The organism is Pedobacter agri PB92 (genome assembly GCF_000258495.1).
In the GTDB taxonomy this organism is placed as follows: Bacteria; Bacteroidota; Bacteroidia; order Sphingobacteriales; family Sphingobacteriaceae; genus Pedobacter; species Pedobacter agri.
Genome location: NZ_AJLG01000010.1, coordinates 1 through 24414, shown reverse-complemented (window position 1 = coordinate 24414; position 24414 = coordinate 1). Strand labels below are relative to the sequence as shown.

Sequence of the window (24414 nt, the reverse complement as noted above, 5' to 3'; positions counted from 1 at the left end):
GCCGATAAAAATAAATTATTATTAATTATATTGATATCAATGAGTTATGTCATTTTCGGTGTTTTTTTTCTCCTGTATACAGTTTCTCGCCGGCTTCGATTTCTAACAGTAAATCATTTTCTTCCGGGGGAACAGGACAGCGATAGCCATCGCTATAGGCGCAATATGGGTTGTAAGCTTTATTAAAATCAATTTCTACCCTATTATTCAGTATATCAGTCGAACTCAAATCAATGTATCTGCCGCCACCGTAAGTTTCTTTGTTATTGGTTTCATCTGTAAATGGTAAGAACAATAAATTTTTAAATGCAGGATTGCCGGCCAAAGCAACATTTTTGTACAAAGTCATTACTGTTTCCTTGCTATTTAAAATGAATTTTATTTTAGCAAAGCGGAAAAATTCCTTACTTGTACCGTCATAAGTGGGCATTTTAAAAATCTTTTCATTTTTTAGAATTTCAACATCAGCGACAACTTTATATGTGCTGTCAGCATCATAAAAATGAAGGTTTTTTAAATCAGCTTCTTTGAGTGGAGAATTAGCCTCCTTAACAAAATCTTGTTTGTAGCTATCGCGATGTTTAGCTAATTGTTCATTATAAGATTGGGCAAAACTATTTATACTGATTAATAGAAATAGGACAGGGAGAAGTTTCATGGTTCGTTTCCTCAATAAATGGTCAGTCTGAGTTTGTTGAAGACCAATAGTAAGTTCTTCGACAAGATCAGGATGACAGGTAGCGTTAAATAATACTTGCTTTATTCCTTAAAAACTGGTCTGCTAAAACCAAAGCTGCCATTGCTTCGACAATGACCACAGCTCTTGGAACCACACATGGGTCGTGGCGGCCTTTGCCTTTAATTTCAGAAGCTTCGCCTGCTGCATTGATGGTCTGTTGATTATGCATGATGGTTGCAACGGGTTTAAATGCTACTTTAAAAGTAATATCCATACCGTTTGAAATACCACCCAGAATACCGCCTGCAAAATTTGTGGTGGTTTTGAAAATTTTTGAATCAGCAGCTTTTGGCTGAGGAATGTCGTTGTGCTGAGAGCCTCGTAATTCGCTTCCGGCAAAACCAGAACCATATTCAAAACCATGAACAGCATTAATACTTAGCATTGCTTTTCCTAAATCAGCATGTAATTTATCGAAAACGGGCTCACCCAATCCAGCGGGACAACCTTTTATTACACATCCGATTTTACCGCCAACGGTATCGCCATCTTTTCTTACTGAATCGATAAACTCAATCATCTCATGTGCAGTTGCAGGGTCGGCGCAGCGAACAATATTTTCTTCTCTTATATCCAGCAAAGCTGATAAATCGTTGCTTTCCAAATTAGGTGCTTCAATGGTTCCGACTGAGGTTACATGAGCGAAAATTTCAATGCCTTGTTGTTTTAAAAATAACTTGGCGATGGCGCCTGCTGCTACACGAGCGGCAGTTTCACGAGCTGATGAACGTCCGCCACCACGATGGTCGCGGATGCCATATTTTGCATCGTAAACATAATCGGCATGGCTCGGGCGGTAAACATCAACATTGTGGCCGTAATCTTTTGAACGCTGGTCTTCATTCGGAATCAATAAAGCAATTGGTGTTCCGGTACTTTTTCCCTCAAAAACGCCTGATAAAATTTGAACGGTGTCGCTTTCTTTTCTTTGTGTAGTAATTTTTGATTGACCTGGTTTGCGTTTATCCAACTCTGATTGAATAAAATCCATGTCGATATCCAATTGTGCCGGACAGCCATCAATAATTACCCCAATGGCTACGCCATGAGATTCGCCAAAGGTGGTGATGCGAAATAATTGTCCAAATGAGTTGCCTGCCATTTTAGGTTAAAAGTTTTAGGTTATAAGTTATATGTTTCTTAGTCTTTAATCTTTGCTCTACTATCCTTATTCTTCTACTGAAAATCCCGCCTTTTTCAAATCTTCCCAAAAATAAGGATAAGATTTTTCTACCACTTGCATTTCTTCAATCTCCACTTCGTTGATTAATAATGCTAGCGGTGCAAAGGCCATTGCCATACGGTGGTCTTCGTAAGTGGCAATAGTAATTTTTTCAGGAAAATGAAGTTCATCTGTATTTAGCGTATAAACCAGATTATCTTCCGTTAAGGTGACGCCAATTTTAGCCAGCTCATTTTGTAAAGCGGCAATACGGTCAGTTTCTTTAATCTTTAAAGTTTCTAAACCAGTAAACGACATGTTTTTACCTAATGCTGCTGCGATAACAATAATGGTTTGCGCTAAATCAGGACAAGTTTTTAAGTCTAAAACCTGATTGGTTTCTAAAGACAAACCTAGGTTGCTGATTAAAATTCCCTTTTCAGTTTTATCCGTTGCGATGCCGAAAATCTTCATGATTTTTTGGATTTGGCTATCTCCCTGCAAACTTTTGTCTTTTAATGCCGGTAAACTGATTTCTGCTTCGTCAGCTAAAGCTGCAATGCTATACCAATAAGATGCTGCACTCCAATCAGGCTCTACTACCAAAGTTCCCGGTTTAAAATCTTGCGGTTTAATCGAAATTGAATTTTCCTTCCAACTATGTTCGATGCCTACTTCAGCCAACATATCCAAAGTCATGTCTACATAAGGCTTTGAAGTTAGCTCGCCCTCAATTTCTAAGGTTAAACCTTGAGGCAGGATAGGAGCTATCATCAGCAATGCTGAAATGTACTGACTGCTCACATCGCCTTTAATTTTAACTTCAGCAGTTTTTTGATTTAAGGGGCCAATAATGTTTAATGGAGGAAAGCCTTCAGATTCTACGTACGAAATATCCGCTCCCAATGTTTTTAAGGCTTCAGCTAAAATTCCAATCGGGCGTTGTTTCATCCGCTCCGTTCCGGTGAGCAAAAAGTTTCCGTTTTTAGCAGAAAGATATGCCGAAAGAAAACGCATAGCCGTTCCTGCAGGACCAACATCAACGGTTTTCGATTCCTGAATCTCTACCTCTAACTCTTCCTCTAAAATATTAAGAATGCCATTTAATGTTACTGTATCGGCAGCGTTCGATAGGTTTTCTACCTTAACTAACTTTTTGCTGAGCGCACTGATAATTAATGCCCGGTTGCACTCGCTTTTCGAACCTGTTAACTGGATTTCCGTATGAATATTCTTGGTTCCTTTAAAAGAAACTAAGGCGTTTTTGACATTTTATTCTGGTTTTATTCTTAATGGATTGCTATTATTCTATTGTCAGCCTGAGCCTGTCGAAGACCATGATAAAGTCTTTCGAAAAGCTCAGGACGACAATTATAATATACAAACCATCATATTTGTAAAATCGTCATTACGAAGATTGAATAATGCTAATACTTATCGCATTAAGATTGCTTCGTGCCTCGCAATGACGCGATGCCTAGACCTTGCTTTTCGCTTTAGTCTTTCAGCTTTATTCTTTATGCTTTAACTTCAGTATGTTGTTCAGCAGCAATTCCTTTTTCGGCTTTACCAGCATTCATAATTTCAGTTTGTTTACGAATAGATTCTCCGTGTACCAATTCTAAGAATTTCTCAGTAAAGTTTAAATCTAGTTTTAAAGCTTTTGCAAAAGCGTGACCTTTTTTGATAATCGAATCCCAACGGTTAACCTGTAAAATGGTTACTTGGTTATCACGTTTAAATTCTCCGATTTTCTCCACGATAGCCATACGCTCCGCTAATTTTTGCAATAGGATATCATCAATTTTATCGATGTTCTTACGTAAATCAGCTAATTTATCAGCAAAAGCCTCATTTGGTGCTTCTGGTTCACGAACAGTTAAACGCTCCACTAACTCAGCTAAAGCAGCAGGAGTAACTTGTTGTTTTGCATCCGTCCAAGCAACTGATGGGTCAACATGAGATTCAATCATTAAACCTTGCATATCTAAATCCAAAGCTTTTTGAGAAATGTATGGAATTAACTCACGGTTACCACAGATATGACTTGGGTCGTTGATGATTGGCAATTCTGGACATAAAGTTTTCAATTGAATAGCCATTTCCCACATTGGTTCGTTGCGGAATGAACTTTTTTCAAATGATGAGAAACCACGGTGGATTGCACCAATTTTTGTAATACCAGCGCCGTTGATGCGCTCAATTGCACCAATCCACAATTGTAAATCAGGGTTTACCGGGTTTTTAATTAATACGGGAACATCATGACCTCTTAAAGCATCAGCAATTTCCTGAACAGTGAAAGGGTTTACGGTAGAGCGTGCACCAATCCAAAGGATATCAACACCTGCAGCTAATGCTTCTTCAACATGTTTTGCGTTCGCAACCTCAACAGCTGTTGGTAAACCAGTTTCCGCTTTGGCACGTTTTAACCATTCTAAACCAATGCTTCCGATACCTTCAAATTCTCCTGGACGGGTACGTGGTTTCCAGATACCAGCTCTTAAAACCGATACTTTACCAGTTGCAGCTAATAAATGTGCTGTAGTTAATAATTGCTCTTCAGTTTCTGCACTACATGGTCCAGAGATGATTAATGGTTCGTTGTTGACGTTTAACCAAGTGTTTAAAGGTTGGATGTTTAAATTAAGTTTCATGATTTATGGCTTGTTTTTTAGTCCGAAGTCTGCAGTCGCGTGTCCGGAGTTATATTTTGACTTTATTATTTATATTTCACTTTGTTTTTGGACTCCTGATTTAGGACTACCGACTTATTTATACTTTATCGTTCTTTTGATATTCTCCAAGGATATTAAAGTTTGAAGTATATTTTAATGCTTTTCTTACAGCTTTATCATACTTCTCAGTACTTGGCCACTCTAAATCGACATAAAAATAGTATTCGTTTCGTTTACCCAACACTGGCATAGATTGTATTTTTGTTAAGCTTACCTCTTGTTCGGCGAAAATGTTTAACACCGTTGCCAATGAGCCAGCTTTATGACCAACCTGAAAACAAATTGATGCCTTGTTGATTTTCTTTCCCTCATCTGTTTTATCTTTTTTAAGGATAAGGAAACGGGTATAATTTTTTTTATTGGATTCAACACGACGTTCTAAAATATTTAGGACGTAAAGTTCTGCAGCTAAACTATTTGCAATGGCCATGGTGTCTGTCAGTTTTTCCTCCTGAATACGTTTTGCACATGCAGCAGTATCATTACTCTCAACAATTTTTATGTGTGGATAATCGTAAAAGAAATCAATACACTGACGGATAGCGATAGGATGGGAGGTTACGATTTTAATATCTTCGAATTTTACACCTGGCAAAGCCATTAAGTGCAATTGAATAGGTAAATAAACCTCACCAACTACCGAGAAACCATAATCGCGGATTAAAGTATAATTTGGTAGTAAGCTACCAGCGATAGAGTTTTCAATGGCCATCACCACGAAATCTGCCTCGTTTTTTTCCAATTTATCGCAAGTTTCTTTAAACGAATTGCATTCTACCGTTTCGATGTTTTTACCAAAGAATTTGTAGGCCGCTTCTTCGTGAAAAGATGCTTTAATACCTTGAATTGCTACTCGTTTTGTCGTTTCCATTTTTGCGTAAAACAAAAAAGTCCCGGCTATTTGCCGGGACTTTTTATACATTTAATATTTTATATATCTTTTTGCATATTAGCCCCGGCTCTTACTAAAAAAGTAAAAGTAACCAAAGTAATATGTGTTGAATAATTTCATTTTCGTTTTTGAATGAGCCAAATGTAATAACAAAATTTAATTTGTCAATAGGAAAATGAAAATATTTTTAATAAAATTTAATTTTGTTTGATTTAGGCTATTTTGGAGATGGGTATGAAATGGCTAAATGGAGTTATTAAGGAGGTCGATAAATAGTAGAAAGAAAATATTCATTCGGATTCGGTGAAGTTTGCTTACTCGTCTATTTAGTTTTAAAATTTAAAGTTAAACTTTATTACAATATAAAATTTTTTAGGAGCTAATTTAAACTATCAATAATCTTCTGAATATCTTTTTTGGAAACTGTTGCTTCTTCTGATTTATCATAAATATAAATCATCGTGATTTCATCTTCAGTTTGTAAATATGTGATAACTCTATAACCGCCACTTTTTCCTTTCGCCTTACTTTTAACAGCAAGCCTAATTTTGAAAATGCCATTACCTAAGTTGGTGCCTGTTTTCGGGTTCGCTATAAGTATCGACTCTAATTGGGTTAAATCGCTAACTAATGATAGGTGTTTCTTTTTGAGTTGTTTTGCTTTTTTTATGAAAATAGGGGAATAAGTAATTTTGATTCCCTTTGTCATATGTCGCTTAAAGATAAAGGAGCAATTTTTCCGCTTTTAATTTCTTTCGCTTCTTTTATGCCTTGTTTAATTCCATTTAACAACTCTTCCTTTTTAGAGCTTTGTATGACTTTTGCATCAATTCTTTTTAATACCTCTAAAAGAAATTGAGTATCGTTATCTTTTACTTGTATGGTTAATGTTGTCATAATAAAATCGACTTTAATCAAAAATACGAATTAAATTATTGAATTGTAGCGCTGATAAGTTTTTTCCGAAGAAACAGTTTTCTTTATTTCCTAAACCTGATAGGAATGAAAATACTTTTAAAATTGCAGGAGACTTAGATATTCTGTCATGCTGAGGCACGAAGCATCTGCAACCGATGAAACAGGGTCTTCGTTTTTCAGCATGACAGAAGTTTTTTAAAAGATTGTAATGGATAGCAGGGCTGAATAAGCCAAAAGCACCAAGCCAATAATTTACAAAATCCTATTAAACAAAAACGGCCTGTAAAATACAGACCGCCTATGTTATCCTGTTGAACTTAATGTTCGTTGTGTTTCGTTAAAATCTTTGATGTTGTTTTTCTTTGCTTGTTCCTCAGCTTCATGCAATTCCTGTTGCATGATTTTGGCAATTTTTGTACTTCCATCGTGGCTCCATCCAGGTGGGTTAAAAAGATATTTTACCTTATCCATAAATGTTGGTGCTTTTTTAACATCGGCTGTTAGTGCAATAAATTCATGGAAAATAATGTTTACCGGACCTGTATCTTTCGGTTGTGTGGTTAAGCCGTATTTAATTTCATCTTCAGGTAATTCTGCCTGAAATGTTCCAAACATTCTATCCCAAAGGATTAACACCATGCCCATATTTTTATCAAGATAGCGAACGTTACTGGCATGATGAACGCGGTGATGCGATGGCGTAACAAAAACATATTCGTACCATTTTGGGAAATTGATTTTGTATTGCGTATGAACCAAATTGCCATAAATCTGTGTTACGAGATACGCAAAAAGTATATCCATTGCCGTGAAACCCATAAATGCCAGAGGCAAATAAAAGAATACGCGATACAACGGTTCAAAAACAGTAGAGCGGAAACCTGTGGTTAAATTGAAATGTTCTGATGAATGGTGGGTAACATGCATCGCCCAGAAAAAGCGAACGTAATGCCCAACGGTATGTAAAAACCAATACAAAAAATCCTGTGCAAGGATTAAAACCGTCCAATAAATCCAGATATTTGAGATTTGAAACAGCCTGAATTGATAACAATATTCTAACAGAAAGAATGTTGCAGTTTTCATGCCGAGGTTAATTACAATTGCCGAAACCATCAAATATATATTGGTCCAGGTATCTCGTTTGGTATATAATTTCCTGTCGTGGGCGTAGCTGAAATACATTTCAACCAAGGTTAAAACGATTACGAAGCCAAATAATGCGCCTACAGAAATATCACTTCCGGTGTACTTCATTTTATAAACTATTATAATAATCTAAACTGCTAAAAATATCAGCTGTGCTTACACGGCAGTTATACGTGCATTTGCCTGTAGTTTCTAACAGAGAGAATAAAATATTTCCATCCTCGTTCTTTTTATCGCTTTGCATTAATTCTAAAAGCGTTTCGAAACTCTCTTTTTTGATATGATATTTAGGATATAACGATAGAATATAATCGCTGATATCTTTCAACTCTTCTTTTGTTAATCCGCTGTTTTTGATGGATAAAGCCGCTTCACAAACAAATCCAATAGCAATTGCTTCGCCATGAGTAAGTGGGTTTTCATCATTTACTAACGAATAACTTTCTACCGCATGGCCAATGGTATGGCCAAAGTTCAAAATCTTACGTAGATTTTTTTCATGCGGGTCGATGGTTACGACTTCGTTTTTTATTGCAACCGAACGGTAAATATCTTCTGCCGATGGTGTAAGATAATCGGTAGTTTTTAGTTTTTCGTAATAGGTTTTATCGTAAATTAAACCATGTTTAATCATTTCGGCGAAGCCCGATAAAAGCTCACGCTGTGGTAAAGTTTTCAAAAATTCTGTTTCGATAAAAACCATTTGTGGGAGTGTAAAAGTACCCACCATGTTTTTTACGTTATCGATATCAATACCAGTTTTGCCGCCAACCGAGGCATCAACCTGCGACAATAGGGTAGTAGGAACGTTAACAAAATCAATACCGCGTTTATAGGTCGAAGCAATAAAACCACCCATATCAGTAATTACACCACCACCTAAGTTTATCATCAAACTTTTGCGGTCGGCCTCAAAATCCAAAAGGGTTTTCCAAATACCGATACAGAAATCAATATTTTTATTTTCTTCGCCGGCTGAAGTCTCAATTAAATCAAAATCAGCAAAATCATCCATCATCGATTGAAAAACCGGCAAACAAATTTCGCTGGTATGCTCATCAGCAAGAATAAAAATCTTGCTGTATTTGTTGCTTTCTAAAAGAGTTTTTAAGGCATCTAAATTGCTTTCGAAATAAAGCGAATGGCCTGCGCTCGTTAAAGTTTCCATTAAATTATTTCGATTTTATCTTGTTCAAAAGTGATGATATCGCCAACCCTAACTTTATAGCGTTTGCGAAACTCAACTTCACCATTACATTTAACTAAGCCATCCATTACGGCAGCCTGAGCATCGCCACCTGTGCCAACTAATCCGGTTGCTTTTAATAGTTGGATTAGTGGAATAAATTCGCCCTCTAATTTGAATTGTATCATTTTGCTGCAAAAATACGATTATTTCGAGGTTTTACGTTCGTAGAATGGATGCTTTTTATAATTTTGCATCCATCTGACTTATTACATAACAAATGATTGAATCATCTCCTAATAAACAACCGAATTTTGATAATACGGAAGTAGCTTTCCGCCAAAAAAGTAATGCAGAACTGAAAAAAGCTTTTTGGCTTTTTAAAATGATTGGCAGTAACTTTTTAACCAAGGTTGGTCCGCCGATAACAAATTTCTTTTTAAATATCGGTTTGCCTATTCAAGGTGCAATAAAAGCAACTATTTTCCAGCAGTTTTGTGGTGGCGAAACCATTGCTGAATGCGATAAAGCGATTACTCAGCTGGCTAAAGGCGGTGTTGGTACCATCTTAGATTATTCTGTGGAGGGCGAGGAAGAAGAAATCGTTTTCGATGAAACTTGTCAGGAAATTATTCGCACCATTCTTCGTGCCGATGGCGATAAAAACATTCCAATTACGGTTTTCAAAATTACAGGCATCGGTCGGTTTGCTTTGCTAGAGAAGTTAGATGCAAAGCAAACTTTAACTGCCGATGAACAATCAGAATTTGAGAAAGTAAAATTGCGTTGTGAAATGATTTGTCGCACCGCTTTTGATAAAGGTGTTCCGATAATGATTGATGCTGAGGAAACCTGGATTCAGGATACGATTGATGAGTTGGCTCTCGATATGATGCGTAAATTTAACCAAGGACGCATTATTGTTTACAACACTTATCAAATGTACCGCCATGATAAGCTGGCCGATATGAAAGCCGACCATTTAATTGCCAAAGCTGCCGGATTTATTTTGGGTGTAAAAATGGTTCGTGGCGCTTATATGGAAAAGGAGCGTAAACGTGCCGCCGAAATGGGTTATCTATCGCCAATTCAACCTGATAAAGAGTCATCAGATAAAGATTATAATGAGTCCTTAAGGTACTGTGTAGACCATATTGACGAAATTGCCATTGTTTGTGGTACGCACAATGAAGATAGCAGCCGTTTATTAACTTACCTTTTGGATGAGAAAAAAGTCGCACATAATCACCCGCATGTATATTTCGCTCAATTGTTAGGTATGAGCGATAATTTGAGTTTCAACCTTGCCGACGCCAACTATAATGTTGCTAAATATGTTCCTTATGGCCCTATTAAAGCGGTAATGCCATATCTTTTTAGAAGAGCGCAGGAAAATACTTCGGTTGCAGGGCAAACAGGTAGGGAACTGGGTTTAATTGAAAGGGAATTGAAAAGACGGAAATTATAACATACTTGCTTAAATGAGAAATGGGGTTACCGAAAGGATGATTCCATTTTTTATTTGGAAAGGAAAGTGTGGTGGTTTTTTGGATTAAGTAGTCCCGCTTTCTGCTTCAATCTTTTTGATATTGTTAGTTCGAACTTGTTAAAAACCTGCTGCAAAAAGTATTTTCGCTCCAATCGGGTTTAAGAACAAAGGTTTTGCTAACACCGCTATTCTTTAATACCAACCAGGCAGCTCAAGCAGCCTGCAATAAATAGCGGATAAAAGACTATGTTTATAATTCATTGCCATTGGTTTTAACCAACGGCTTAAATATTTGCTAATCTTTCTTCATTACAAACCCTTGTTTTCCCGTAAGCAAATCGTAAAAAAGGATAAAATCGCTGGCTAAACTATAACCCGGATATTCAAAAGTTGCGGGTTTATTTTTCTCAAAAAAGAAATGACCTACCCACGCAAAACCATATCCTAAAATCGGCATCGCCAAGAAAAAACGCCAATCATGAAAAAGAAAGCCTGTAAAAAAGGCGAGTACAACTAACCCTGTTCCAATAAAGTGAAGTACTCTGGAAGTTGTATTGGTATGCTCACTTAGATAATAGGGATAAAACTCTTTAAGAGATTTGTATTTCTTTTCCGCCATAACCCTAATTTACAAAACGCCGTTGGCTTTCAAAAACGATTCCAGTTGAGCTGGTTTTTCAGTCATCAATAACGTATTTAACCCCACTTTTTTTGCCCCTTCGATGTGCTGCGGACTATCATCTATAAACAAAGTTTCGGCAGGATTTAAGTTGTTTTCCTTTAATACTTGCTCAAAAATATTAATATTAGGTTTACGCAATTTCATTTGCTGAGAAAAGTAAGCTTTCTCAAAATAGTCATCGTAATTGTTCAGTTCGAAAGTTGTTTTCAGGTAATTGATAATCCATTCGTAATGGATTTCATTGTTATTACTTAATAGAAAAGTTCTGTATTTCTCTTTTACCGCCAGTAACAAATTATGATTTTGTTGATGGGTTCCAATTAATAAGCTATTCCATGCCTCATCAATCTGAGCATCAGTTAAATCAGGTTTCTCAGCAGCTTTTCTGATACCCTCGCGAAACTCTGCCGGAGAGATTGCGCCGGTTTCAAAATCATCAAATATTTGATTATGGCCTTTATGTGCAAAGAAATTTTCTATATCTGTTATGCCAAGTTTTTTAAACGAAGCCTGGGCAATTCTAAAATCGATATCGAAAATTACGTTTCCGTAATCAAAAATGATGTTTTTAATATTTTGCATGGATCAATACTTTTGCGCAAATATCCTTAAATATTTCTAATCGCCAATAAATAAATCCAACTGAACCTATTATTTAATTACGAGAATTGTTCCATCATTTTTGATCTTGTAATAGTATTGCGTTTCCTTCTTTCTATTCAAAATTTCTATGTCTGCAACTTCACCTTTTTTCCCGGTATCATCCTTTATGATATCGCCTTCTTTAACTTCATTAAGTTCTTTGGTAGAACTTTTTTTTATTTACATTTTTCATAGCGATGGTTTTAAACTAATGATTAAACATTTAAAATATTTTTAAGTTTTAATTATCATAATTAGCGATCTGATTTAATAGTCATACCGACCCGATATTTTACGATAATCAACTTAGGTACAAATCATATCTATTTATTGTGATAGAATATCTACTGCATTATTTTTTTTATACACAATCAACTATGTTTATATCAATAAACGCTCAAAACTAAACATGATGAATGGTGTCATTACAGCTTACAATAAGCAAAGAGGTTTCGGATTAATCTCACAGGAATTAGTAGTTCAAAGTATTTATTTCGATATATCAGATTGTAAAGCAAAGGGTCTTTATATAGGTAGCTCAGTAGAATTTGAACTTGCCATCACAAAAAGAGGAAAAGTTGCTAAAAATATTGTCGGCATGGCCAAAAAAAGGTCTAAGTTGAAGGTCGTTTAATCAAATCTTTTTTGGTATTTGATTGGGATTTTATTAACAATCGATGCAATTCTCACAATATTCAATCGCTATCGCCTTGTTCATTTACAAAGCGAGGATTTTATTTTTTAAATACAATCCATAGACTACTTTAACCCCTCAGGTTGTATTTTACGTAAATCATCTGAATGTCATCATATTTTTTGTAGCTTACAAAGATGGATGACAGAATGAATTTAATATTGGGGATTATTTTTATACTTAGTGGTATTACAGTTTTTTGGATAATTTTTGCGAGTAAGAAAATATAGCAGAATAATCTGGCAATACTCACTTCTTAAGCTTTCAGAATTTCTTTTTTGCAGGAATTGTGATACAGTATATCAAACAATTAAAAGAATATTTTAGGTTAAACCGCCAGGTACTACCCTTCATCTATTAAAACGCCGTAAAAATCTATTACATTTTTTAAACTTTTTTCATTTTGCTATGTTTAGAAATCTAAACTTTCTAAATTAAATGCAAGGAACAGTAAAATTTTATAATGAGTCAAAAGGTTTTGGATTCATTAAGTCAGAAAACGGAGAAGAGATCTTCGTACACATTACAGGATTAGTTGATAAAATTAATCAAGATGACCAGGTAGAGTTCGAAGTAACTCAGGGCAAAAAAGGTTTAAATGCAGTTAATGTTAAACTAGTGTAATATACTATGAGACTCGGAACTGTAAAGTATTATGATGATGAAAAAGGACTAGGATTAATTACACCTTCTAATGGAGGAAAGGATTTAATCGTTTCGGCTAAAGGATTAATAGATAAAATTCAAACGCAAAATATTGTACTTTTCGATCTCAATTTCGCTGCCAACAATGTTGAAGTAGTAAAGGTTATAGTATTAAAATCCTGAAAGATTCATCAAATTAAACAAAATGAGCAAACTTAATTATTAGTTTGCTTTTTTTTTGCCTAGGAATTTATTGTTGATAGCTTAGAATTTTAGCTACAAGCCAATCAAAACTATAATATTATTTATGTTTGCGCAAGAATTTATTGAACCATTGATTTCGTTACAGCAACAGGAAATTTGGTTTAGATTAACAATTTATTAATGTAACTTTTAATGTGCGTTGGTAGTCTTAGAAACCACACTAATTTATAATGATAAACGATCTCTCACTAAACACTTTAAAATCTAAGTTGATATGATACAACTTGAGGTGATTAAAGGATTTTATAAAAGGGAAAAAGCTTTGCCAGCAGCTTTTCCAATGCGTATTTTAGTAATTAAAGAAGCGGAAGGATACCTGCACATGAATTCTGGTGATCATAAATTGATTGCCGGACGAATATTTTTTATTCCTGAAGAGGGACTGGTAAGATTAGACGGCGAAATACAATTTGCTTATTGGCTAACGTTTAGCAGCATATTATACGCTGAATTTTTATTGCAGCACTTAGATCCCCTCGCCAAAAATCTTTTTTTGAAACTTTCTTACCGAGACCTGGATGCGAATGAGTTTAAAAAAACAACTAGCCTCATTGAGCAGCTGCGTAAAGAAGTAGATGCAAGGAGAGATGTAGCTTACCTATCTCAATATCTATCGCTATTTTTAGGGTATACTTCGGATTTGGATGGTTATTTAGCTGCACTTTCATTGGATGAGTTACAGCAGGTACTTCGTTTCAGAGCGATATTAGAACAGTTTTACAAAACGGAGCGGTCCATTGAGTTTTATGCCCAGGGAATGGGGATCAGTAGCAGAAAGCTTAACTTGTTTTTAAGTAAAGTTTTAGGCAAAAGTTTATCCAGCCTGATCAAAGATCGGATCATGAGAGAGGCCGAAATGTTGTTGCTTCATTCAGATCATAGCGTTGATGAGATTGCGAAGATTTTAGGCTTTGAACAAACTTCAAACTTTCATTCTACCTTTAGAAGATACAAAGGAGTAACGGTAAATCAATTTAGCCATTTAGGATAAAATTAATGCGACCGTCAAAGAAATGTTAATCATAAGGATAAATTTCTTCCAAGAATCCAGGTTTTCCGTACCTCACAACATATTTTGCCAAAGCGCCACACGCGTAAAATATTGCTAACTGCTTCATGCTTTTATCAGTCGCATTAATTTAGTGCTAAATTAAAAAAACTAACACAAATTGGAAATAATATTCCAAAATCTACTAAATATGAGTAGTAGTACCAGTCATCTGTAATAATTTCTTCAGAAACTATTAAATTAGGTTAGGGGAAAGATGCTTAGGTTTCCGTCGAAACACCGAGACTGCCTTTCCGGTAAGCCAATCATTAATCTTCAAACAAATAACCACTGTAGGCGAGGCCTTTCGCCACACTTTTAAAATTATCGCCTGAGTTTAAAGGGATATGCGGAAACCGGCGTCTAAATAGTTGTTGTATGGCTGAAACCATTGAGGTTCCTCCTGTTAAAAACAGGCAATCAATTTCTTCAGGGTTGATGTGATAAATATTCATAAACTGGTTAAGATAAGCTTCGATCTTTAAAACGTCTTTTTCAATAATGGCATTATACTGATCTAATTTGATTTGTTCATCAATATCTATTCCCAAGCTGGAATACTCAAAATTGGAAACGGGTAAATCAGAAAGCTCGATTTTCGTTTTCTCTATCGCTCTGAATAAAGAATAGCCTAAATTATTTTCAATCAGGGTAATTAGGTTTTTAAATTTTGGATCATTGCCAGAATAATAGTAGTACTCTTCTATTTCTTTTTGGATTTTTAGTCCATTAAAAAAGTTCATCTTATCCCAGGTGCAAATATTTGCGAAAAGCGATTTCGGAACGTTTAAAACCTTGCCGGGTGTGGCTTCGTAAGTTGTGTTTTTTCCAAAATATGGCGTTCCTTTATCCCACATAAAAGCAGAATCTAAACTGTCTCCACCAATATAAATACCACCTGATGCGATCATATCATTTTTTCGATCTTTACTACCCACCTTTGCCGGATCGAGGATAAGATAAGTAAAGTCGGTTGTTCCACCACCTAAATCAGCTACTAATACCCGTTCTTTTTTATTAATCGTTTTTTCATAAGCAAAGGCAGCGCCAATCGGTTCAAACTGGAAGCGCACATCAGTAAAGCCAGCGTTTTCAGCGGCTTTCTTTAATCTCGTTTGCGCCAAAGTATCTCTTTGCGAATTATCATCATCAAAAAACACAGGTCTTCCAATGATGGCTTTGCTACAGTTTCCATTTATAATTTTATTTGCCTTCGATTTCAGATCTTTGAGGATTGGTGTCACTAAATCGGCAGCTGTGTATCGCTTATTATGAATTCTGGTCTCTGTAAAGGTGGTTCGAGAGAGGATTTGTTTGATTGATTTAATGAAACGCCCTTTCATCCCGTCATTTAAATAACTTTCAATTGCTTTTTCTCCAACAATATGACTTTCGCCATCAACAAAACTTTTTGTTTCGGTAAAATAGATCAAAGAGGGAATGGAAATTGTATCTATAATTTCCTTTTTTTCTTCATCGTAAATAGATAGCGCAGAATTGGTTGTGCCAAAATCAATGCCGTACAAAAACTTGCTCATGGTAAACGAAATATTTTAATGTTTGGTGATCCTTATTTTAAGCAGGATTTAGTTCAGTAAGGCTGAACAATATTTAAGCCGAAGTAAACAGGCTTGTATGTTTGCAGAAACAAATTGCCTTGCAAGGCGCAAAGGTTGTAAAAATTATTCTAATACAATAATTCGATTTAATATTATGGCATTAAGCGCCTGAATTTCGAGGGGATCGTCCGCTACAAATTTAAGATAAATTCATTTTATCCTTATTTACCAAATGAGGAAACGAATCGATAAGTGCTTTAAGTTTCGGACTTACAATATTTCGGCAGAAGGGCTTTTCCCTGTTACCATAATAGTAATTTAGGTATTTATTTTGATTGAGCTTAAATTGCCTAAAGGGGATAACTTTTGTAATGATGGGATGTGCAAAATCAGACTGTAGTGTTACAATGGCATCATTCGCAAGTTGTTGCTGCAAATCATTAAATACATAAATGGCCGAGCGATACTTCACACGCATGGAGTGTTGTGCGGTACAACTGTGCGTATGGAGATGTATTTCGATTAATGATTTTAACTCAATTATTTCTTCTGCGTAATGCACAATAACCGCTTCAGATAATTCATGATCACTGCCTGTTGACGAAATCCAACCTTGTTCAACCTTCACCACACCTCTAACAGATAAAAATATTGCTTCAGTACACCAGTGGCAGCTACCCCCAAATCCAATTTTTTCCATTCGTTAAATCTAAAATTAAATCCGCAACATTTACTTTTCTCTATCAATAGCTTGTTTCAAAGCTTCCCAATGGTCGAAACCCAAAAAACTGCCAATGGCGTTCTTAACAAAAGGTGAAGAATCTGATAAGTTCGGTGCGGTGCTGAAAATGCGTTTAATAGTAGACCTGCTTACGTAATAACCAGTTTTTACGAATATTTGGACTGATATTTCAGAACAATCGCCAGGGCCTAAAGTTGTAGAACCAATTTTTTCAAGTAAACGTCTTCTCAAAACCGAAAGTTCGTGATTTGGATACATGAGTATTTGATTTTTAAGATTAACATCTGCCAAAGGCTAATAGTTACAATCAAAAGCATTCCTAAAAAGAGTTATTTTCTTTTAAAGTCGTATTAACATCATAATCAAGATTTATATTTTAGTATTCGTGTTTGGGGTATGAATATTGTCTACCTTAACAAGAAAGATATTTAGTCGTTAATTAAAACGATTTATCAAAAAAGCAGAAAATGGACAGTAAACAAGGACGTAAATTTTTAAAATTTGAAAAGGATGATTTACTGGAACAACATATCAGGCTTTTAAAAACCGTATTTAACTCAGATCTAGTAGAAATCAATATCCATAAACAGGCGCTGCAGGCTCCAGGTTTGAAAGCGGAAAGTCATCTCCTGAAGCCTCTAATTAATGCTTCTAACCAGTTGATAGGAGAAATAATAATAAAAGATATTAGAGCAGACGGCTTAGAAGCACATGGAAAAGAGATATTGGAAATTATTGCGGCCAACATTGTTAAACAATTTCAGTTTCTGGAAGAATATGCTGCGCTGATACAACAGGTTGATATCTCTGCTAAAGAAATAGCAAGTCACCGAAATGAGCTTGATACATTGTACGAAGATTTAAATTTGGCTCATGAAGAACTCAGTCAGGCTTTTACGGCTACATTTCAATTAGGAAAAAGCTTATCAAAGTCTAAAACCAAAATAAGTGGCTTTTTAGAAAAGGCACCTATTGCCTTTGGTGTTTTGCGTCATCGCCAACTTAAGATCGAAATGGCAAATAATTTAATTCTTGAGCTTTGGGGTAAAGATAAAACCGTTCTAGGAAAACCTTTAGCGGCAGGTTTACCCGAACTGCAAGATCAACCTTATCTTGAAATACTCGATCGTGTTTACACCACCGGTGAGAGATATATTGGCAAGGAAGCGAAAGCTATTTTAGAGAAAGATGGCCAGAAAGTAGATTGTTATTTCAATTTTATATATGAACCATTGAAAAATGATCGGGGTACAACGAATTCGATCATGATTATTGCTACTGATGTTTCTGATTTGGTAAAAAGTAGAAACGAATTGTTACCCGGTTAGGGGCTGTAATTTTATGTACACTTATTACTTTATTTAAAAACTAAACAATCTCAGTTTACGTTCATATATTTACACGTCATCTAATTTAAGATGCGCATCTTGATGAACTCGGAGTATCGCCCCTGTGCAGCGGGTACGGTAAACGAGAAATATGAAGATCATCACAAAATTCCCTGCATCAGGAAAAGTAAATTTTTATTCAGAAGTCAGACAAAAGGTAAATGAACAGTTTCACAATCGTGGATTGGGAATTAATGCCAACAGTTTGATGTGGATGAAGACTTCCATTTTTTTAAGCCTATTTATCATATTATATCTCAGCATTCTACTTTCTGGGTTAAACTGGATATATCTCGCTCCACTTACTTTAGCCTTGGGAGTAACCTGTGCATTTATTGGTTTTAATGTGTGCCACGATGCCATTCATGGCGCTTTCTCGGCTAATAAAAAAGTTAATAAGTTGCTTGGAATGATTTTTCATCTACTCGGCGCTAGTCCTTATGTATGGAATATTACCCACAATGTAGTTCATCACACCTACACCAATATACCAGGACATGATGAAGATATTGAGATTGCACCGGGATTAATCCGCATCTGTAATGAAGATGAATTGAAGTCACATCAGCGTTTTCAGCAATGGTACGCATTTCCATTATATGGCTTAGCTTCAATCTCATGGGTGCTACGCAAGGATTACAAGAAATTCTTTCAGAAAAATATAGGTGCCAGAGAAAACATTCATCCCAAAATTGAGTATTTTAATCTTTTCTTTTACAAGTTTCTCTATTACTTTCTCTTCATCGTTCTTCCAATTTTAATTACCGATTTAGCCTGGTGGCAGGTTTTGGTTGGCTTTGTTTTGCTTCATATCGCTCAGGGAATTACAATGGGCTTGGTTTTTCAGCTTGCTCATGTTGTAGAAGGTACAGCTTTTCCGGTGCCTAATCATTCAGGAAACATGGAGGAAGCTTGGGCTGAACATCAAATGCATACTACGGCAAATTTTGCTGCGGATAGTCCGTTTGCTGCATTTTTCCTTGGTGGCTTAAACAGGCAGATTGAACACCATCTATTCCCAAAAGTATGTCATATTCATTATGGGTGGATATCCGTTATCGTAAAGAAAACAGCCTTAGAATATGGCATTCCTTATCATGAAAACGCAACTTTCTCATCGGCTTTGGCTTCTCATTACCGGATGCTCAAAAAAATGGGTAGTCCAGCTGTTTAATGCTATTTAATGGTGATTTTTTCTGCTAGCGATTTTCCTGTGACCAAATCAATTCCTTCAATTAAAGCGTACCGCACATTAGGTAGCCAAAACGAACCACCAACTATCCGAATAAAAACGGTTGATCTTAATTGTTTTCCCGTTAACGGCCACCGTAACAGTATATTTTTCACCGACCTTGCTTAAATAAAGCGGCAATGTTTTATGTGAAACAAATCTTAGTTCGAATTTATCTTTTGCAATTTCCTTAGTCACTAAGCCGTAGGCAAATTTCTTCTGGATATATCCCAATTCTTTTTTCTCTCCATGTTCGCCGTAACGAAGCCAATAAATTGAAACAGGTTGTGAGCGATTAATGCTTCCATTTTCCTGTAAGTTTAAAGCATAAATAAGTGTGTTGGTATTTGGATCTCGCTGTAAATAAAACAGCATATTTTCTATGTTTTTTGGGATAGGAAAATTGATAGGAGAGGGGTCTGATATTTGCGCTGTTAACTGGCCAGCTAATAAAAGCAATAGCAGCGCAAGCGTGGCTGAACGCAAATAAGTCCTATTGAGCTGCATGGACATTAATATTATTATCAAAATTTTGCTGATGTTTTTTCTTTTTGGTTTTAAATACCCAAAACTTCATCATCGGATAATTAAATCCGTAAGAGACTATACTATCAATTAATAATCTCCCAATACGGTAATCCAGGTTGAAAGCCCGGTGTAGCAAATAGGTTCCTGTTGATTTTAATGTAATGCTTCCAAGCACTACGCTGAAAAACCGGAAGAATTGCATTTTTGCAGATGAAGCATAAGCCGATTGATCCTTAAAAGCCCAATAGCGGTTGATGCAGAAATTAACCATTCCTCCTAAAGAACCAGATATGAGAATTGATACCGTAAAATGAATTCCTAGCTTCTCGGTGAGCAAGATCATCATTCCATAATCTGTAACGCCGCCTGAAAAGGCTGAAAGTTGTGCTTTGAGAAAAACGTTGACAGATTTTTTTTTAATCATTCATTTTATCCTTCCTATCACGTTCATTTCCAAAACGCAGCAATTCCATGGTATCCAAAATATTAACCACAAGCAAGGTAATCGTAATTAAAATCGCAGAATACAGAAGCGATCCGGCCAATAAAAGTTCAAGCAAAAGAATAAAAGCGATGATGATTCGAAGTTCAGTAGGGCCGAATATACCGGAATCGATGCGGTAAACATCAGTAATTTTATAACGTAGCAAAGAAATAATCATCGACCAGCCATAAAACACCACGAAAAAGAAAGCTAAAACTTTTGCTGGGGCTTCCGCATAATAAAAGTAACCTAATCCGATTAGAACAATACTTGCCCAATCCATGATGATGTCAAGCGCAAAACCGTACCATTTTCGCGGAGTTTGCCGGTAATAGGCCAGCCTTCCATCAAGCGAATCGCCAAACCAGTTAATAAAAAGACCCAAAATTCCTAACAGCAGAAAATACTTATTACTGCTTATGGCCAATATAAATGATACGGAAACAGTTATTGAACCCAGTAATCCAATGCCCGTTAATATGTTTGGCGATACAAATTCCGGCATCTGTTTTAATAAAAAATGAATGAAACGCTGCTCACCATTTCTCAGGATGTTGGTTCTCTTCCGATCGGCAAAAATCTTTTCTCGCTGTGCGTGTGTGTCGCTCATCAAATTTTAATAAATTAAAACGCTGCATCCTAATATAACTGCGGCTTCAGGACGAAAGATTTTTGAACCAATTCTTCTTTTGAAAGCTTTGAAGCCAGAAACTTGTTTTTGTAGTTTTCCAGTTTTAGCCAGATAGCTGAATATCAATATAAATACCATGTTATTACTTCACAATTCCAGCGAAACGCTGATAAAAAACGGTTGGACTATTCTCATTTTTCGGCGCATATTTGCCTGCAATAATAGGGATGTAAATTACTCGCCTGCGACTTTCCTCTCCACGTATGGATGATTGTGCAACACGATGCCACAACCTTCCATCATGGATAGTCAAATCACCCGCTTCGGGTAAAATCGAAACCTCATCCTTATCTGCTTTATTATCTAAAAAGTATTTTTTACGAAAAAGCATTTGATAAACACTTTGTTTATGGGTGTCGGGAATAATCTTTAATCCACCGTTTGATTCTGTTTGTGTGCTTAAATGGATGCCTACATTAAGCATCGGGTTAAGTTTGCCTCCATAAAAAATATCTCTTAATCCATCCGTATGCCAGCCCATTTTAGTAAAAGTACTTTCAGGCCCGTTGATGTAATGATTGAAAACCATCCCATCTTTTTCTTCGGTACCTAAACGGGAACCTTCTCCTGCGAGTGGCAGTAAAGCGGTAATACGGGGATCTAGGAGTAAGCCTGCTAATGTCATATGGTGTTGGTTGATAAATGCAAACCTTTGTACAATTTTTTCTCCGTTTAAATCTTTTCCGTATTTAATTGGCACACCATTTACTTTCTTGATATCATTTTCAACCCAGTTTCGCTCCACTTCTTTTGAAGCATGTATAATAGAGGAAACGGTAGATTTTGTTATAAAATTCTTAAAATGGATAAAGCCGTGAGCATTGAAGAAATCAATTTGTTCGCTGGTTAATTGATCAGATAGGGTAAAGGTTGGATAAGATGAAGCCATGGTTCAAAAGTTTAGGTAAAGAAAAATAAATTGGTTGGAAGAAGAATTATGCGCAACAACAGCACATTCGCATTCGCGAGTGGTTCTGTGCTGAAGTGAAATAAAACAAGATTGTTTTATTATACATAATCTATAGATTTAGTAGTATTTAATACAAACGTAACATTTTTTTAATATTCCAAAGAATATCAGGTACAATTTTTTCAAAAAATCTTTAAGTTTTATAAATTCCTGCTGCCATTTTTTCGATGAATGCCTTTGGCAAAATCCGGTTTGCGAAAACGCTTATCCAGTTTGTAAAACCCGGAACAATTTCCGGCTGATGAGCAAATAAACCTTTCAGCGCAATTTTAGCAACTTCTTCAGACTGCATATTAAACTTCTCAGCCATCTTGCTAAAGGCATCAAGTCCGGCCCTGTGCGCAAATCCTGTATCAATTGGTCCGGGGCTTAAACAGCTTACTGCTATCGTTGTGTTTTTTAGTTCAAATCTTAATGCTCTGCTAAATGACAGCACAAATGATTTTGTGGCAGCATAAACTGCCAGTGTTGGAACAGCCTGGTATGCAGCAGTGCTCGATACATTTAAAATATAAGCCTTATCAGATCGGGATAGGCGGGGAATTAAGAGATAGGAAAGTTCTACTACAACATCGATATTTAAGTGGCACATGTTAATTTGATCTTCGAGCGGTAGCTCATCAAATCTTCCCCATAAACCATAGCCGGCATTATTGATCAGTATGGAAACCGGAAAGTCATTTTTTTCCACCCATTCGCTTACGGTTTTTGCAGAAGTTTGTTGTGAAAGATCAATTGGAAAATAAAGTGCTTTTATACCATAACCGGTTTGTAATTCCTCGCTCAGTTTAGCCAATTCGTTTTCCGAGCGAGCAACCAGTAAAAGATGGTAACCTTTTTTTGCCAGTTCAGTTGCAATCGCTTTGCCCAATCCTTTGCTTGCTCCGGTAACCAAGGCAAATGTTCCTTGCAATGTAGTCATATTTTATTTCTAGTAGACGTCATGGGCGGATTCGAACCGCCGTAAAAGGTTTTGCAGACCTGTACCTCAACCACTCGGCCACATGACTATACAATCAAAAGTAAAGCGTGTATGCAAACTGCCAGGCTCTATCAAATGATGAAGCAAAGATATAATAAAAAATATAATGTCTATAGATTTTGTAGTCTTTTTATTTTTTAATACATTTGCTGCATCGATTCACTATTTAAAAAGACGATATGGCTACAATTGGACAATTTCAAGACAACTTAAAGAATAAGGCGAAAAAATACCTTATTGAACATGAACTAGGGAAGGATCTCATTCAGCGGATTGAACTGGCTGGGGGTGAACTTAAACTTTCTAACGGCAAAAAAGCATTTGAATTTTTAAATATTTCTAAAGATCTTCAAACAGAGCTGGAAGAAAAAATTCCAGGTGTACAACAGGGTTTGCAGAAATGGAGACTTGATTAAAATTAGATCATGTCTGTAAAATTAACGCTTGATATGCCATAGGCTCGCACTCAATTTCATAGATTAGCCAGTAGAAAAAACCATTATGGCGAAATTAGAAGTCTGGCAGAGAGGACCTTTACCTGATCTTGAACCTTTATTGCAACCAGTTGGGCATGCAATTTTGCAAGCGCAGGAAGAGTTGCATGATTATTTAGTTGATTTTCCGGCTGAACTGCTGTGGACTAAACCAGCTGGAATGGCTTCAGTAGGGTTTCATTTACAGCACTTATCCGGAGTTTTAGACCGTGTTTTCACTTACGCCCGGGCAGAGGCTTTAATACCTTTTCAATTTGAACAATTAGAAGAAGAGGGGAAAGATAGTTTTGCTGGCTATTCAGTGCAGCACCTCATTCATCGTTTTGATCAACAGGTGCTTAAAGCGATGCAACAACTTTATGAAACTGATGTGCAAACACTTACAGCATTCAGGGACATTGGTCGTGCCGGGTTACCTTCTACTGTTTTAGGATTACTTTTTCATGGAGCAGAGCACACCATGCGCCATCTGGGTCAGTTGATGGTTACCGCCGCAGTAGTTAAACAAAATAATCAAGCAATAAATCTCTAATACCCCTTCTCATGTCTATTTCTTTAGATGAACAGCCTATTCAAGATAATTATCATACCGAAAAGAAGCCTTTTCTAAGCTACCTCACTGAAGATTGGTGGGCTGTGATTTTAGGTGGATTTTTGATTTCGTTAGTTATATATTTCTACGGGCTAGGTTACACAATTGATCTGCCGGTTTATAAATGGGCTACATTAGATGATCTTTCAGCAAAAATATTTTCAGCAGATAACATCTTGAAAATATTTGGTGTTTGGGTTGTGTTCCTCTCATTAACAACTATCGCTATTGCGTTATCAGGAGGAAAGGTTAAGCGATTCATACTTGGTTTCACTTTTATTTATGTTGTTTCAATCTTCGCGTTCCTGATTGGAGGAAATAAAAACGTTTCTTATTACGGTTTGGAATATGTAGTCTTCGCCTTGCTGATTGGAATTTTACTGGGCAATTTGGTCCAACTTCCGCAGTGGTTAAAAGAAGCCGTTCGGTCAGAATTTTATATCAAAACTGGTCTGGTTATTTTAGGGACCACCATACTTTCAGCTGATTTAGTAAGTGTGTACGT

Annotated in this window: 29 protein-coding genes, 1 tRNA gene and 1 pseudogene; 10 read left to right on the top strand and 21 right to left on the bottom strand. The window is 36.2% G+C overall.

Annotation, left to right across the window (positions count from 1 at the left end; translation table 11 throughout):
* Positions 1 to 49: 49 nt before the first annotated feature.
* The 10 genes from ON09_RS02715 to ON09_RS02670 form a co-directional block, all read right to left on the bottom strand.
* The gene (locus tag ON09_RS02715) at positions 50 to 658 is read right to left on the bottom strand and encodes a DUF1684 domain-containing protein (RefSeq protein WP_010599524.1); all 609 of its coding nucleotides are present in this window, start codon (positions 656 to 658) and stop codon (positions 50 to 52) included.
* Between the two features lie 85 nt (positions 659 to 743).
* A complete protein-coding gene (aroC, locus tag ON09_RS02710; protein WP_010599523.1) occupies positions 744 to 1841 on the bottom strand; it encodes a chorismate synthase in 1098 nt (365 codons plus the stop codon).
* A gap of 66 nt (positions 1842 to 1907) precedes the next feature.
* Positions 1908 to 3131: a 3-phosphoshikimate 1-carboxyvinyltransferase gene (aroA, locus tag ON09_RS02705; RefSeq protein ID WP_051010158.1), complete on the bottom strand. Its 1224-nt coding sequence runs from the start codon at positions 3129 to 3131 to the stop codon at positions 1908 to 1910.
* 287 nt (positions 3132 to 3418) lie between these two features.
* Positions 3419 to 4558, bottom strand: a complete 1140-nt coding sequence (locus tag ON09_RS02700; RefSeq protein WP_010599521.1) for a chorismate mutase — start codon at positions 4556 to 4558, stop codon at positions 3419 to 3421.
* 118 nt (positions 4559 to 4676) lie between these two features.
* Positions 4677 to 5510, bottom strand: coding sequence for a prephenate dehydratase (locus tag ON09_RS02695; RefSeq protein WP_029204065.1), 834 nt, complete (start codon positions 5508 to 5510; stop codon positions 4677 to 4679).
* A 400-nt stretch (positions 5511 to 5910) separates the two neighbouring features.
* Positions 5911 to 6240 carry a type II toxin-antitoxin system RelE/ParE family toxin gene (locus ON09_RS02690; RefSeq protein WP_010599519.1) on the bottom strand — a complete coding sequence of 110 codons (330 nt, stop codon included), beginning with the start codon at positions 6238 to 6240 and terminating at the stop codon, positions 5911 to 5913.
* A complete protein-coding gene (locus ON09_RS02685; protein ID WP_010599518.1) occupies positions 6237 to 6428 on the bottom strand; it encodes a hypothetical protein in 192 nt (63 codons plus the stop codon). Before ON09_RS02685 ends, ON09_RS02690 begins: the two co-directional genes overlap by 4 nt.
* A 324-nt stretch (positions 6429 to 6752) precedes the next feature.
* Entirely contained in the window at positions 6753 to 7706 is a 954-nt protein-coding gene (locus ON09_RS02680; RefSeq protein ID WP_010599517.1) for a sterol desaturase family protein, read from the bottom strand.
* A gap of 1 nt (position 7707) precedes the next feature.
* Entirely contained in the window at positions 7708 to 8766 is a 1059-nt protein-coding gene (aroB, locus tag ON09_RS02675) for a 3-dehydroquinate synthase (protein WP_010599516.1), read from the bottom strand.
* Entirely contained in the window at positions 8766 to 8972 is a 207-nt protein-coding gene (locus ON09_RS02670; protein ID WP_010599515.1) for an RNA-binding S4 domain-containing protein, read from the bottom strand. The genes aroB and ON09_RS02670 overlap by 1 nt, the downstream gene beginning before the upstream one ends.
* Before the next feature lie 92 nt (positions 8973 to 9064).
* On the opposite strand from ON09_RS02670, the gene ON09_RS02665 reads away from it, so the two are divergent.
* Positions 9065 to 10252, top strand: a complete 1188-nt coding sequence (locus tag ON09_RS02665; protein ID WP_010599514.1) for a proline dehydrogenase family protein — start codon at positions 9065 to 9067, stop codon at positions 10250 to 10252.
* A gap of 316 nt (positions 10253 to 10568) precedes the next feature.
* On the opposite strand, the gene ON09_RS02660 is transcribed toward ON09_RS02665, so the two are convergent.
* Positions 10569 to 10892 (bottom strand): DUF962 domain-containing protein, encoded by a 324-nt coding sequence (locus ON09_RS02660; protein WP_010599513.1) that lies wholly within the window; start codon positions 10890 to 10892, stop codon positions 10569 to 10571.
* Positions 10893 to 10901: 9 nt separating this feature from the next.
* Complete coding sequence (locus ON09_RS02655) at positions 10902 to 11537, bottom strand: HAD family hydrolase (RefSeq protein WP_010599512.1); 636 nt, start codon at positions 11535 to 11537, stop codon at positions 10902 to 10904.
* Positions 11538 to 12006: 469 nt separating this feature from the next.
* Between ON09_RS02655 and ON09_RS02650 the strand changes: the two genes are divergently transcribed.
* The 4 genes from ON09_RS02650 (at position 12007) to ON09_RS24015 (ending at position 14191) form a co-directional block, all read left to right on the top strand.
* Positions 12007 to 12231 carry a cold shock domain-containing protein gene (locus tag ON09_RS02650; RefSeq protein WP_010599511.1) on the top strand — a complete coding sequence of 75 codons (225 nt, stop codon included), beginning with the start codon at positions 12007 to 12009 and terminating at the stop codon, positions 12229 to 12231.
* A gap of 498 nt (positions 12232 to 12729) precedes the next feature.
* Positions 12730 to 12915, top strand: a complete 186-nt coding sequence (locus ON09_RS02645; RefSeq protein WP_010599510.1) for a cold-shock protein — start codon at positions 12730 to 12732, stop codon at positions 12913 to 12915.
* Positions 12916 to 12921: 6 nt separating this feature from the next.
* Positions 12922 to 13119 (top strand): cold-shock protein, encoded by a 198-nt coding sequence (locus ON09_RS02640; RefSeq protein WP_010599509.1) that lies wholly within the window; start codon positions 12922 to 12924, stop codon positions 13117 to 13119.
* A gap of 295 nt (positions 13120 to 13414) precedes the next feature.
* Positions 13415 to 14191: a helix-turn-helix transcriptional regulator gene (locus tag ON09_RS24015; RefSeq protein WP_010599508.1), complete on the top strand. Its 777-nt coding sequence runs from the start codon at positions 13415 to 13417 to the stop codon at positions 14189 to 14191.
* 326 nt (positions 14192 to 14517) lie between these two features.
* Here ON09_RS24015 and ON09_RS02630 read toward each other — a convergent pair whose 3' ends face one another.
* From ON09_RS02630 to ON09_RS02620, 3 genes are all read right to left on the bottom strand, one after another.
* Positions 14518 to 15786: an Hsp70 family protein gene (locus tag ON09_RS02630; RefSeq protein ID WP_010599507.1), complete on the bottom strand. Its 1269-nt coding sequence runs from the start codon at positions 15784 to 15786 to the stop codon at positions 14518 to 14520.
* Positions 15787 to 16006: 220 nt separating this feature from the next.
* Positions 16007 to 16507, bottom strand: coding sequence for a peptide-methionine (S)-S-oxide reductase (locus tag ON09_RS02625; protein ID WP_010599506.1), 501 nt, complete (start codon positions 16505 to 16507; stop codon positions 16007 to 16009).
* A gap of 30 nt (positions 16508 to 16537) precedes the next feature.
* Positions 16538 to 16807 (bottom strand): hypothetical protein, encoded by a 270-nt coding sequence (locus tag ON09_RS02620; protein ID WP_010599505.1) that lies wholly within the window; start codon positions 16805 to 16807, stop codon positions 16538 to 16540.
* Positions 16808 to 17016: 209 nt separating this feature from the next.
* Between ON09_RS02620 and ON09_RS02615 the strand changes: the two genes are divergently transcribed.
* The gene (locus ON09_RS02615; RefSeq protein ID WP_010599504.1) at positions 17017 to 17877 is read left to right on the top strand and encodes a PAS domain-containing protein; all 861 of its coding nucleotides are present in this window, start codon (positions 17017 to 17019) and stop codon (positions 17875 to 17877) included.
* Positions 17878 to 18028: 151 nt separating this feature from the next.
* Positions 18029 to 19111 carry a fatty acid desaturase family protein gene (locus ON09_RS02610; protein WP_010599503.1) on the top strand — a complete coding sequence of 361 codons (1083 nt, stop codon included), beginning with the start codon at positions 18029 to 18031 and terminating at the stop codon, positions 19109 to 19111.
* Positions 19112 to 19113: 2 nt separating this feature from the next.
* Here ON09_RS02610 and ON09_RS02605 read toward each other — a convergent pair.
* The 6 genes and pseudogenes from ON09_RS02605 to ON09_RS02580 form a co-directional block, all read right to left on the bottom strand.
* Positions 19114 to 19543 (bottom strand): annotated as a pseudogene (locus tag ON09_RS02605) (DUF4833 domain-containing protein).
* Between the two features lie 118 nt (positions 19544 to 19661).
* Positions 19662 to 20120 (bottom strand): GtrA family protein, encoded by a 459-nt coding sequence (locus tag ON09_RS02600; RefSeq protein ID WP_010599501.1) that lies wholly within the window; start codon positions 20118 to 20120, stop codon positions 19662 to 19664.
* Entirely contained in the window at positions 20113 to 20790 is a 678-nt protein-coding gene (locus ON09_RS02595) for a CDP-alcohol phosphatidyltransferase family protein (RefSeq protein ID WP_010599500.1), read from the bottom strand. Before ON09_RS02595 ends, ON09_RS02600 begins: the two co-directional genes overlap by 8 nt.
* Positions 20791 to 20953: 163 nt before the next feature.
* Positions 20954 to 21760, bottom strand: a complete 807-nt coding sequence (locus tag ON09_RS02590) for a phytanoyl-CoA dioxygenase family protein (RefSeq protein WP_010599499.1) — start codon at positions 21758 to 21760, stop codon at positions 20954 to 20956.
* Between the two features lie 214 nt (positions 21761 to 21974).
* Complete coding sequence (locus tag ON09_RS02585; protein WP_010599498.1) at positions 21975 to 22763, bottom strand: SDR family NAD(P)-dependent oxidoreductase; 789 nt, start codon at positions 22761 to 22763, stop codon at positions 21975 to 21977.
* Between the two features lie 16 nt (positions 22764 to 22779).
* Positions 22780 to 22851: transfer RNA gene (locus ON09_RS02580), tRNA-Cys, on the bottom strand.
* A 151-nt stretch (positions 22852 to 23002) separates the two neighbouring features.
* Here ON09_RS02580 and ON09_RS02575 point away from each other — a divergent pair.
* The 3 genes from ON09_RS02575 to ON09_RS02565 form a co-directional block, all read left to right on the top strand.
* A complete protein-coding gene (locus ON09_RS02575; protein ID WP_010599497.1) occupies positions 23003 to 23239 on the top strand; it encodes a hypothetical protein in 237 nt (78 codons plus the stop codon).
* 85 nt (positions 23240 to 23324) lie between these two features.
* Positions 23325 to 23849 (top strand): DinB family protein, encoded by a 525-nt coding sequence (locus ON09_RS02570; protein ID WP_010599496.1) that lies wholly within the window; start codon positions 23325 to 23327, stop codon positions 23847 to 23849.
* An 11-nt stretch (positions 23850 to 23860) separates the two neighbouring features.
* Positions 23861 to 24414, top strand: a 554-nt coding sequence (locus ON09_RS02565) for a putative sulfate exporter family transporter (RefSeq protein ID WP_010599495.1), incomplete at its 3' end; no start/stop codon positions are given.

What these genes read in the sequence shown, in the direction of transcription:
- ON09_RS02715 (WP_010599524.1), bottom strand. Translation starts at nt 658, where the DNA reads ATGAAACTTCTCCCTGTCCTATTTCTATTAATCAGTATAAATAGTTTT.
- aroC (WP_010599523.1), bottom strand. Translation starts at nt 1,841, where the DNA reads ATGGCAGGCAACTCATTTGGACAATTATTTCGCATCACCACCTTTGGC.
- ON09_RS02700 (WP_010599521.1), bottom strand. Translation starts at nt 4,558, where the DNA reads ATGAAACTTAATTTAAACATCCAACCTTTAAACACTTGGTTAAACGTC.
- ON09_RS02695 (WP_029204065.1), bottom strand. Translation starts at nt 5,510, where the DNA reads ATGGAAACGACAAAACGAGTAGCAATTCAAGGTATTAAAGCATCTTTT.
- ON09_RS02690 (WP_010599519.1), bottom strand. Translation starts at nt 6,240, where the DNA reads ATGACAAAGGGAATCAAAATTACTTATTCCCCTATTTTCATAAAAAAA.
- ON09_RS02685 (WP_010599518.1), bottom strand. Translation starts at nt 6,428, where the DNA reads ATGACAACATTAACCATACAAGTAAAAGATAACGATACTCAATTTCTT.
- ON09_RS02680 (WP_010599517.1), bottom strand. Translation starts at nt 7,706, where the DNA reads ATGAAGTACACCGGAAGTGATATTTCTGTAGGCGCATTATTTGGCTTC.
- aroB (WP_010599516.1), bottom strand. Translation starts at nt 8,766, where the DNA reads ATGGAAACTTTAACGAGCGCAGGCCATTCGCTTTATTTCGAAAGCAAT.
- ON09_RS02670 (WP_010599515.1), bottom strand. Translation starts at nt 8,972, where the DNA reads ATGATACAATTCAAATTAGAGGGCGAATTTATTCCACTAATCCAACTA.
- ON09_RS02665 (WP_010599514.1), top strand. Translation starts at nt 9,065, where the DNA reads ATGATTGAATCATCTCCTAATAAACAACCGAATTTTGATAATACGGAA.
- ON09_RS02660 (WP_010599513.1), bottom strand. Translation starts at nt 10,892, where the DNA reads ATGGCGGAAAAGAAATACAAATCTCTTAAAGAGTTTTATCCCTATTAT.
- ON09_RS02655 (WP_010599512.1), bottom strand. Translation starts at nt 11,537, where the DNA reads ATGCAAAATATTAAAAACATCATTTTTGATTACGGAAACGTAATTTTC.
- ON09_RS02650 (WP_010599511.1), top strand. Translation starts at nt 12,007, where the DNA reads ATGATGAATGGTGTCATTACAGCTTACAATAAGCAAAGAGGTTTCGGA.
- ON09_RS02645 (WP_010599510.1), top strand. Translation starts at nt 12,730, where the DNA reads ATGCAAGGAACAGTAAAATTTTATAATGAGTCAAAAGGTTTTGGATTC.
- ON09_RS02640 (WP_010599509.1), top strand. Translation starts at nt 12,922, where the DNA reads ATGAGACTCGGAACTGTAAAGTATTATGATGATGAAAAAGGACTAGGA.
- ON09_RS24015 (WP_010599508.1), top strand. Translation starts at nt 13,415, where the DNA reads ATGATACAACTTGAGGTGATTAAAGGATTTTATAAAAGGGAAAAAGCT.
- ON09_RS02630 (WP_010599507.1), bottom strand. Translation starts at nt 15,786, where the DNA reads ATGAGCAAGTTTTTGTACGGCATTGATTTTGGCACAACCAATTCTGCG.
- ON09_RS02625 (WP_010599506.1), bottom strand. Translation starts at nt 16,507, where the DNA reads ATGGAAAAAATTGGATTTGGGGGTAGCTGCCACTGGTGTACTGAAGCA.
- ON09_RS02620 (WP_010599505.1), bottom strand. Translation starts at nt 16,807, where the DNA reads ATGTATCCAAATCACGAACTTTCGGTTTTGAGAAGACGTTTACTTGAA.
- ON09_RS02615 (WP_010599504.1), top strand. Translation starts at nt 17,017, where the DNA reads ATGGACAGTAAACAAGGACGTAAATTTTTAAAATTTGAAAAGGATGAT.
- ON09_RS02610 (WP_010599503.1), top strand. Translation starts at nt 18,029, where the DNA reads ATGAAGATCATCACAAAATTCCCTGCATCAGGAAAAGTAAATTTTTAT.
- ON09_RS02600 (WP_010599501.1), bottom strand. Translation starts at nt 20,120, where the DNA reads ATGATTAAAAAAAAATCTGTCAACGTTTTTCTCAAAGCACAACTTTCA.
- ON09_RS02595 (WP_010599500.1), bottom strand. Translation starts at nt 20,790, where the DNA reads ATGAGCGACACACACGCACAGCGAGAAAAGATTTTTGCCGATCGGAAG.
- ON09_RS02590 (WP_010599499.1), bottom strand. Translation starts at nt 21,760, where the DNA reads ATGGCTTCATCTTATCCAACCTTTACCCTATCTGATCAATTAACCAGC.
- ON09_RS02585 (WP_010599498.1), bottom strand. Translation starts at nt 22,763, where the DNA reads ATGACTACATTGCAAGGAACATTTGCCTTGGTTACCGGAGCAAGCAAA.
- ON09_RS02575 (WP_010599497.1), top strand. Translation starts at nt 23,003, where the DNA reads ATGGCTACAATTGGACAATTTCAAGACAACTTAAAGAATAAGGCGAAA.
- ON09_RS02570 (WP_010599496.1), top strand. Translation starts at nt 23,325, where the DNA reads ATGGCGAAATTAGAAGTCTGGCAGAGAGGACCTTTACCTGATCTTGAA.